Consider the following 230-nt stretch of genomic DNA (forward strand, 5'->3'; position numbering starts at 1 on the left):
TGTCAGGTTATTCATCGGTTTGCTTTTCAGGTGACACTTACGGTTCTTCCATGTTCCTTACAGGCAGTACATCGGGCCGGATAGTACAACCGGACGTGACTGTTTTATTTACGTATTTCATCATTTTCAGTGCAGGCTGAAAGCCAGGTTTTATTTTCATTTTATTCCTGTTTGGTTATTGTTATAAAAAAGTGGGTTGTCCGGACTTCTCACAAGCGTGGACAACCCGT

It is taken from the genome of Dysgonomonas termitidis (assembly GCF_042654545.1).
Lineage (GTDB): Bacteria > Bacteroidota > Bacteroidia > Bacteroidales > Dysgonomonadaceae > Dysgonomonas > Dysgonomonas termitidis.